This window comes from Pseudomonas sp. PNPG3, from assembly GCF_023093815.1.
In the GTDB taxonomy this organism is placed as follows: Bacteria; Pseudomonadota; Gammaproteobacteria; order Pseudomonadales; family Pseudomonadaceae; genus Aquipseudomonas; species Aquipseudomonas asiatica.
This window is the reverse complement of record NZ_JALLKV010000071.1, coordinates 16,518-23,731: the sequence shown is the minus strand read 5'-3', so window position 1 is coordinate 23,731 and position 7,214 is coordinate 16,518. Positions and strand designations below refer to the sequence as shown.

Genomic DNA, 7,214 nt, shown 5'->3' with positions numbered 1-7,214 from the left:
TTGGGCGAATCATATCGCCCTTAAGAGGTGTCCGGGATCATTAGGCCAGTTCAGCGTGCCCGCGAAGGGGCCGTGAAACGGCCCCGATCTACTTCGGCGTGCCGTGCACTACACCAGCAGTGTTATCCAGCAAGCTCTTGGTCGCAGTCTGGATATACGCTTCCAGCTTCTTCAGCATTTCCGGCTGGTCCTGGCTTTCGATCAGCTCGGCCTTGAACTCGCTGCCCAGCTGGTAGCGGTACATGCGCGGGGTCATGTCCTTGGACTCGATCAGGATACGGTCGCCCTGTACCAGGCCGACGATCTGCTCGCTGCCCGATGGCTTGATCATGCCCATGCCCTGGTCGCCCTCAGGCAGGTTGAGCAGGTCGCGGCCCCAGCACTGGTGACGGGCCTGGCCACCCAGGCGGCCCATGATGGTCGGCACGATGTCGACCTGGGTGCCCACGGTGTGGTTGACCGCACCGAACTTCTCCTGGATGCCTGGGGCAATCAGCAGCAGCGGCACGTTGAAGCGGCCCAGGTCCAGCTCGGTGACCTGCTGGTGGTTGCCAAAGCCATGGTCGCCAACGATGACGAACAGGGTTTCCTTGAAGTACGGCTCCTTGCGCGCCTTCTCGAAGAACTGCCCCAGCGCCCAGTCCGAATAGCGCATGGCAGTGAGGTGCTCGTCCAGGCGGCCCTGGCCGGTTACCGGCTCTACCGGCAGGTCTTTGGGCAGCGCGTACGGGGTGTGGTTGGACAGGGTCTGCAGCAGCGCGTAGATCGGCTTCTTGCCATCGTGCTTGGCCAGCTCTTCGGCGCCGCGGTCGAACATGTCCTGGTCGGACACGCCCCAGGTCGGGTCGGAGAACACCGGGTTGACGAAGTCGTTACGGCCAATGAAGGTGGTCATGCCCTGGTTGCCGAAGAACCCGGACTGGTTGTCCCAGGCAAAGTCGCCGTTGTAGACGTAAACGTCGTCATAATCGCGGGCGCTGAGCAAGGCTGGCAGGCCGGAGAGCTTGTGGCCGCCTTCCGGGGTCTGCATCAGGTACTCAAAACCTGGCAGGTTGGGGAAGCAGGCCATGGTGGCGAACATGCCCTGGTGGGTATGGGTGCCGTTGGAGAAGAAGCGGTCGAACAGCAGGCCCTCTTTGGCCAGCTTGTCGAAGTACGGGGTGATGTTGTTGGGGCTGCCCAGCGCGCCCACCGAGTGGCCGGCGAAGCTTTCCATCAGGATCACCACCACGTTCTTGATCGGCAGGGTGCGCTCTGCCGGCGGTACGAAGTCGCGGCGGATTGCAGCCTCGTCGGCATCGACCAGGGTGTCGTGGGCGGTCAGCAGCTGCTCGCGTACGCTCTGCGTGGCCACGTCCTGCTCCAGCACCGGCTTCCAGATGTTGGCGCGGTCTTCGCCGAAGCGGCTCTTGGCAGCATCGATCAGGGTCAGGGTGCCGTTCAGGCCCAGCTGGTTGACGAAGTTGGAATCGGTGGTGAAGGCATCACCCCAGCGCATCGGCGGGCCCTGGCGCAGGGTGCCACGGGCGGCGACCACGGCCACCAGCAGGATCACCATGAACACCGCCAGGCGGTTGTACCACGGCGCTGCACGGCGCTGCAGGGTGACCTCGCCGGCACCGTTGCCACGGGTCATGCGGTCGATGCCCTTGAACAGCAGGCTCAGCAGCCAGGTGCCGAACAGCCAGGCCAGCAGGTAGCGCACCACCGGGAAGCCGTACCAGAGCATGCTCAGCACGGTCTTCGGGTCTTCCTTGATGTACTGGAACACCAAACCGTTGAGGCGCTGGTGGAACTCGCGATAGAAGTCCATTTCCATCAGGCCGAGGAACATCACCACGCTCGAGGTGATGGTCAGCCAGAAACGGAACAGGCCACGCCGGGCCATGGCCCAGGGGCTGAGGATGGCCAGCAGCAGCGGAATGCTGATGTACACCACTACCCGCAGATCGAAGCGCAAGCCATTGAGAAAGCCTTCTGCGACGGTCGCGCTGGGGGTATCGCCGATCATGTCGCTGTTGTAGACCAGCAGCGCAAGGCGCACGAGGCTGAGCATCAGCATGATCACCAGGCCGCTGAGCAGGGTGTAGGCCAGGTGGGATTTCAGGGTGGGCGAGAACGACGCTCGCGCGCCCCGTTGCTTCAAGGCGTCCAGGTTAGCCATGAATGGGAAGGTCCTAGGATTGCGGGTTTGCGGAGATGGCGCAGGTGTTTACCAACGCAGCATTGTGCGGGTGCGGATTCTGTTTAAACCAATGTGAAAATTTTGTCACGGGGGTGTTGCCGCTTTTGTCTGTTACAGCCTCTTCGCGGGCACGCCCGCTCCCACAGGAAGATCACTGCCCTCAGGTCCAGTGATCCCCCTGTGGGAGCGGGTTCACCCGCGAAGAGGCCAGCACAGCCATTCAGATCCGCACATTCCCCCGTGGCCCGGCGATCGCCCAGATCACCAGCCCCACCACCGGCAGCAAGGCGATCAGCAGGACCCACAACACCTTGATGCCCACTTCGCTGCCACTCTTGATCACATTCAGGATGGCCCAGATATCCAGCGCCAGGATGATCAGCCCGACCAGGCTGTTGAACGTCGACCCCATGCCAAAACTCCTGTCAAAGGCTTTGCTGCACAGCATAGTCAGCTATCAAGGCGATAGAAGGGAATCCTTGGCGATTGCCGCAGGTCCCTGAGTAGACTGCCGTTATTTACTGATTCGAGGTTCACATGCCCCCCGCCCACACTCAAAGCGCCGCCCCGACCTCGCTGCTGAACGCCTGGCGCCAGCAGGCCGTGAACACCCCGTGGCTCAGCGCCGGCCTGGGGCTGAGCCTGCTGGCAGTGGTGCTACTGCTGGCCGCCAGCCTGTGGAACGCAGTGAACGGCGACCACGCCGAAAACCTGCACCTGGCCGCACTGGGCGGGTTGTCCGGCTTTGGCGCCACGGCGCTGGGCGCGGTGCTGGCAGTGGTGCTGCGCGATGTCAGGGCCCGCACCCAGGATGTGATGCTGGGTTTTGCCGCCGGCATGATGCTGGCGGCCAGTTCGTTTTCGCTGATTCTGCCGGGCCTGGATGCCGCCCGCGAAATTACCGGTAACGGCCCGGCCGCGGCCTTTACCGTGGTGCTGGGCATGGGCCTGGGCGTGCTGCTAATGCTGGGCCTGGACCGCTTCACCCCGCATGAACACGAAAGCACCGGCCCTTGCGGCCCGGAGGCCGAGCGCATCAGCCGGGTGTGGTTGTTCGTGCTGGCGATTACCCTGCACAACCTGCCTGAGGGCATGGCCATTGGCGTGAGCTTTGCCAATGGCGACATGAACATCGGCCTGCCGCTGACCAGCGCCATCGCCATTCAGGACATCCCCGAGGGGTTGGCCGTGGCGCTGGCCTTGCGCGCTACCGGGTTGTCGAACCTGAAAGCCGCGCTGGTGGCGATCGGGTCGGGGCTGATGGAGCCGCTGGGTGCGGTGATCGGCCTGGGGATTTCGACCGGCTTTGCCTTGGCCTACCCGGTCAGCATGGGGCTGGCGGCGGGGGCGATGATCTTCGTGGTGAGCCACGAGGTGATTCCCGAAACCCACCGCAATGGGCACCAGACTGCGGCGACCCTGGGGTTGATGGGTGGGTTTGCGGTGATGATGTTCCTCGATACCGCGCTGGGCTGATTATTCAGGTTGCCTGAACCGGCCTCTTCGCGGGCTTGCCCGCTCCCACAGGACTCCACTGCCCTCGGGCCCAGTGATTATCCTGTGGGAGCGGGCATGCCCGCGAAGAAGCAAACGCTGAAATCAGATGTGCACGGCGACCTTCAGGGCCTCCAGGGCCGGCTCGACCTTGATCCCCACCTCAGCCCCCAGCTCCAGCACCCGCGCCAGGTCGTTCTGCCCTACCATCACCATCTGCAGCTCGTCATCCAGCAACTGGCTGAAGTTGAGCAGCACATACCCACCCGCCTCCTTGTTCAGCGCCCCCATCTGCACCTGAATGCGATTGAGCGCGGTCAGCGGCTCGGTGCGGGCCAGTTGTTTGGGCTTGAGGGTGAACGGCACGCTCTGGTCGAACGAGTCGCTGATCTGCTGGAACAGGTCCTGGTAGCTGTCGGCCTGGAACACCACGGTGTCCGGCAGGCTGCCCAGCACCACCCATTCGCCCAGCGGAATGGGGAAGCTGTCGTCGTAGTTGATGTCGGGGTTGGCGGCCAGGAAGGCAGCGGGGTCGGCGTAGGCCTGGGCGGCCTCGTCGGCGATGCGCTCGATGTCTTCCTCGCGCATGCAGCCAGCGCCAATGAGGCTGATGAATTCGAGCAACTGAGTTTTCATGAAAGGGGGCCTGCGACGGGTGAAAAGTCGCCAAGGATAGCCGCAAATGCCCCCTTGCGGTTAGCCGGCCAGCACTTGCAGGCGCGCTGCGGCGTCCACGGCCCCCATGGTTTGCGCTGCCACCAGTGCGGTGATACCACGGGCATCCTGACGGGCCGGGTCGGCACCCTGGGCCAGCAGGTACTCGAGGATTTCGCTGCGGTTGAACATGGCTGCCAGCATCAGTGCGGTGCGGCCATCCTGCGCGGCGGCGTCCACCGGTACGCCGTGCTCCAGCAACAGGCGAATCATGGCCAGGTCACCCTTGAACGCGGCGCCGGCGATGGGCAGTTGGCCGTTATCGTTGGCAATCAGCGGGTCGGCGCCATTCGCCAGCAGCACACGCACTGCGTCGTGGTGGCCGTGGTAGCTGGCCAGCATCAGCAGGGTGTCGCCCTTGTGGTTGCGCAGGTTGGCCGGCAGGCCGCTGGCCAGCAGGCGCCCGAGCATCTCGGCATCGCCCTGGCGGGCACGTTCGAACACCTGCTCGGCAAAGGCGGCGGTTTCGTCGTCGGTCATGGTGGTGGGCGTGGGTTGGCTGGACATTTGGAACCTCCTGGCAGAAATCGTTGCCCAAGTCTTTGTCAGGCAAGGCTGCCGGGTCAAAGGTTCAGATTCTATCGGGGCGATAGCTGGCCGCGGGTCGTGCAATATGCACTGTGCAAAATGCACGACCATGCAGGTTGCACGACAGCGCTTCGGCGAAAAATACGTAACCTACTGAAATTAAAGGATTTTTTCAGAAAAAGCTTCCTGGCACGGTCACTGCAACGATCAACTCACGTCTGCCACGCAACAGCCAGGAGTTGATATGGACCTCATCCAGGAAAAGTTCGTTTCGGTATTTTCGGCCTACCAGGTGAATACCCAGGCCCGCCCAGACGGCGGTGTGCTGCTGACCCTGCGCGCAGCTGATGGCAAGGTCACCCGCCGCGTGCTGACCTACGCGCAATTGCACAGTGCCGAGCAGCTGTCCTGGGCGATCAGTGCGATTCGCCGCGATTTGGCCGAGCAGGCCAGTGAATTGCCGGTGATTTCGATGCTGCAGAGCCAGCAGCGGTTTGCCTTGCCGACTTATCGCTGAGTTTTGTATTGGTTGATCTGGCCTCTTCGCGGGCTCGCCCGGGAAGAGGCCGGTAAAGCCATTACAGTTCGTCGATGCCCAGAAACGCCCGCGCAGTCACATCCCCGGTAAACCTCGGCTGCATCCCTTCCTCGCTGCTGTACAACCGCAACGCCAAGCAAAACGGTGTATCGCCCAGCTCGACCCAGCGCCGAGTCCCCGCCGGCAGCACCAGCTGGTCGCCCTTCTCGCACAGCACCGAATACACCCAATCCCCCGCACGCAGGCCAACCTGAGCCCGCCCGCTGACGACGGCAAACACCTCGTCGGCGTCATGCACATGCTCATCGCGAACGTCCACCTGCGCAGGGGCCTCACCCTCACGGTTGAGTAACACGAAAGCCTTGCTGCCATGCGCCGTCATCAACTGGTCAAGGTGCTCGCGACAGGCCTCCAGTACCTCCTCCTGGGCGGTGCCAGGGCGCACACGCAGGCCATGCTCGGCATGGGCAAAGCGCACGCCCTGCTCGGCCAGGGTGGCAACGATATCGTCGTGGTGGGTCAACACCTTGTTCGGCAGTTCCGGGCTGGAGGGGTGGAAAACGCTGAGAATACTCATCAGGGGCGGGTCCTGGTCGGTTGCGAACAAAGGGCAATGATAACGGCTGCAGCCAACGCTGCGGCACTGGCCATACCAAAGGTGAAGGTGGGCCCCAGCAGTTTCCAGCTGTAACCCGAATACAATGCCCCCAGCGCACCGCCAGTGCCCGACAGCGCCGCATACAGCGCCTGGCCCTGGCCCTGCTGGCGGGCGCCGAAGCTGGCCTGCACGAAAGCGATGCTGGCGGCATGGAAGCAGCCGAAGGTGGCCGCGTGCAACACCTGGGCAAACACCAGCACCGCCGGCTCGCCGGCCAGGTTGCCCAGCAACAGCCAGCGCAGCGCCGCCAGCACGAAGCTGGCCAGCAGCACCCGCTGCACCGAAAAGCGCGCGAAGATACGGCTCATGGCCATGAACACCAGTACTTCGGCCACCACCCCGAGTGCCCACAGCAGACCGATGGCACCCCGGGCATAGCCCAAGTGCTCCAGGTGCAGGGTGAGGAAGGTGTAGTACGGCCCGTGGCTGAGCTGCATCAGTGCCACGCAGGCGTAGAACGCGACCACCCCCGGCGCCCGCAGTTGCTGCAGGAAGCCGCCCGCGCCACTGCGCTCGCCCTGCTCCACCGGCTGGGCATTGGGTACCCACAGGCTGGCGGCGACGATACCGGCCATGATCGTGACCAGCGCCACCGGGTAGATATCCAGGCTCAGCCACTCGAACAGCCGGCCCAGGCCGACCACGGTGAGGATGAAGCCGATCGAGCCCCACAGGCGCACCTGGCTGTAGCGCGCGGTTTGCCCGTGCAGGTGGGCCAGGGTAATGACCTCGAACTGCGGCAGCACCGCATGCCAGAAGAATGCGTGCAGGGCCATGACCAGCGCCAGCCAGGCGTAGCTTTTGCCAAGGAAGATAAGAGCGAAGGTGGCCAGGGTCGACAATGCGCCCAGGCGCACGATCAGCAGGCGCTGGCCGGTGCGGTCACCCAGCCAGCCCCACAGGTTGGGTGCGATGCAGCGCATGAGCATGGGGATGGCCACCAGCTCGCCGATGCGTGCCGGAGAGAAGCCCAGGTGGTCGAAGTACAGCGCCAGGAACGGGGCGGTGGAACCGAGCAGGGCGAAGTAGAACAGATAGAAGCTGGACAGGCGCCAGTAGGGGATTGGTTGCATGGGGTCGCCTATTGGGGTTGCCGG

General features: G+C 63.8%; 8 protein-coding genes. 2 read left to right on the top strand and 6 right to left on the bottom strand.

The genetic code is table 11. The annotated features are described in order from the left end of the window. Nucleotides 1-88: 88 nt before the first annotated feature. Together MJ643_RS27665 and MJ643_RS27660 are read right to left on the bottom strand one after the other, a co-directional pair. On the bottom strand, nucleotides 89-2,164 hold the full coding sequence (locus MJ643_RS27665; RefSeq protein WP_013971516.1) for an LTA synthase family protein: 2,076 nt from the start codon (nucleotides 2,162-2,164) through the stop codon (nucleotides 89-91). A gap of 241 nt (nucleotides 2,165-2,405) precedes the next feature. Then, nucleotides 2,406-2,597: a PLDc N-terminal domain-containing protein gene (locus MJ643_RS27660; protein WP_247727145.1), complete on the bottom strand. Its 192-nt coding sequence runs from the start codon at nucleotides 2,595-2,597 to the stop codon at nucleotides 2,406-2,408. A 125-nt stretch (nucleotides 2,598-2,722) separates the two neighbouring features. Between MJ643_RS27660 and MJ643_RS27655 the strand changes: the two genes are divergently transcribed. After that, on the top strand, nucleotides 2,723-3,661 hold the full coding sequence (locus MJ643_RS27655) for a ZIP family metal transporter (protein ID WP_023661858.1): 939 nt from the start codon (nucleotides 2,723-2,725) through the stop codon (nucleotides 3,659-3,661). A gap of 123 nt (nucleotides 3,662-3,784) precedes the next feature. Here the strand turns inward: MJ643_RS27655 and MJ643_RS27650 are convergent, their stop codons facing one another. Beyond that, nucleotides 3,785-4,315: a hypothetical protein gene (locus tag MJ643_RS27650; protein WP_015269356.1), complete on the bottom strand. Its 531-nt coding sequence runs from the start codon at nucleotides 4,313-4,315 to the stop codon at nucleotides 3,785-3,787. A gap of 60 nt (nucleotides 4,316-4,375) precedes the next feature. Then, nucleotides 4,376-4,900 (bottom strand): ankyrin repeat domain-containing protein, encoded by a 525-nt coding sequence (locus MJ643_RS27645; protein ID WP_041506198.1) that lies wholly within the window; start codon nucleotides 4,898-4,900, stop codon nucleotides 4,376-4,378. A gap of 265 nt (nucleotides 4,901-5,165) precedes the next feature. Here MJ643_RS27645 and MJ643_RS27640 point away from each other — a divergent pair, with 265 nt between their 5' ends. After that, nucleotides 5,166-5,438 carry a DUF3509 domain-containing protein gene (locus MJ643_RS27640; RefSeq protein ID WP_013971511.1) on the top strand — a complete coding sequence of 91 codons (273 nt, stop codon included), beginning with the start codon at nucleotides 5,166-5,168 and terminating at the stop codon, nucleotides 5,436-5,438. Nucleotides 5,439-5,499: 61 nt separating this feature from the next. On the opposite strand, the gene MJ643_RS27635 is transcribed toward MJ643_RS27640, so the two are convergent. Further along, nucleotides 5,500-6,036 carry an oxidase gene (locus tag MJ643_RS27635; RefSeq protein ID WP_024086505.1) on the bottom strand — a complete coding sequence of 179 codons (537 nt, stop codon included), beginning with the start codon at nucleotides 6,034-6,036 and terminating at the stop codon, nucleotides 5,500-5,502. After that, entirely contained in the window at nucleotides 6,036-7,190 is a 1,155-nt protein-coding gene (locus tag MJ643_RS27630) for an MFS transporter (RefSeq protein ID WP_015269353.1), read from the bottom strand. Before MJ643_RS27630 ends, MJ643_RS27635 begins: the two co-directional genes overlap by 1 nt. Nucleotides 7,191-7,214 lie beyond the last annotated feature (24 nt).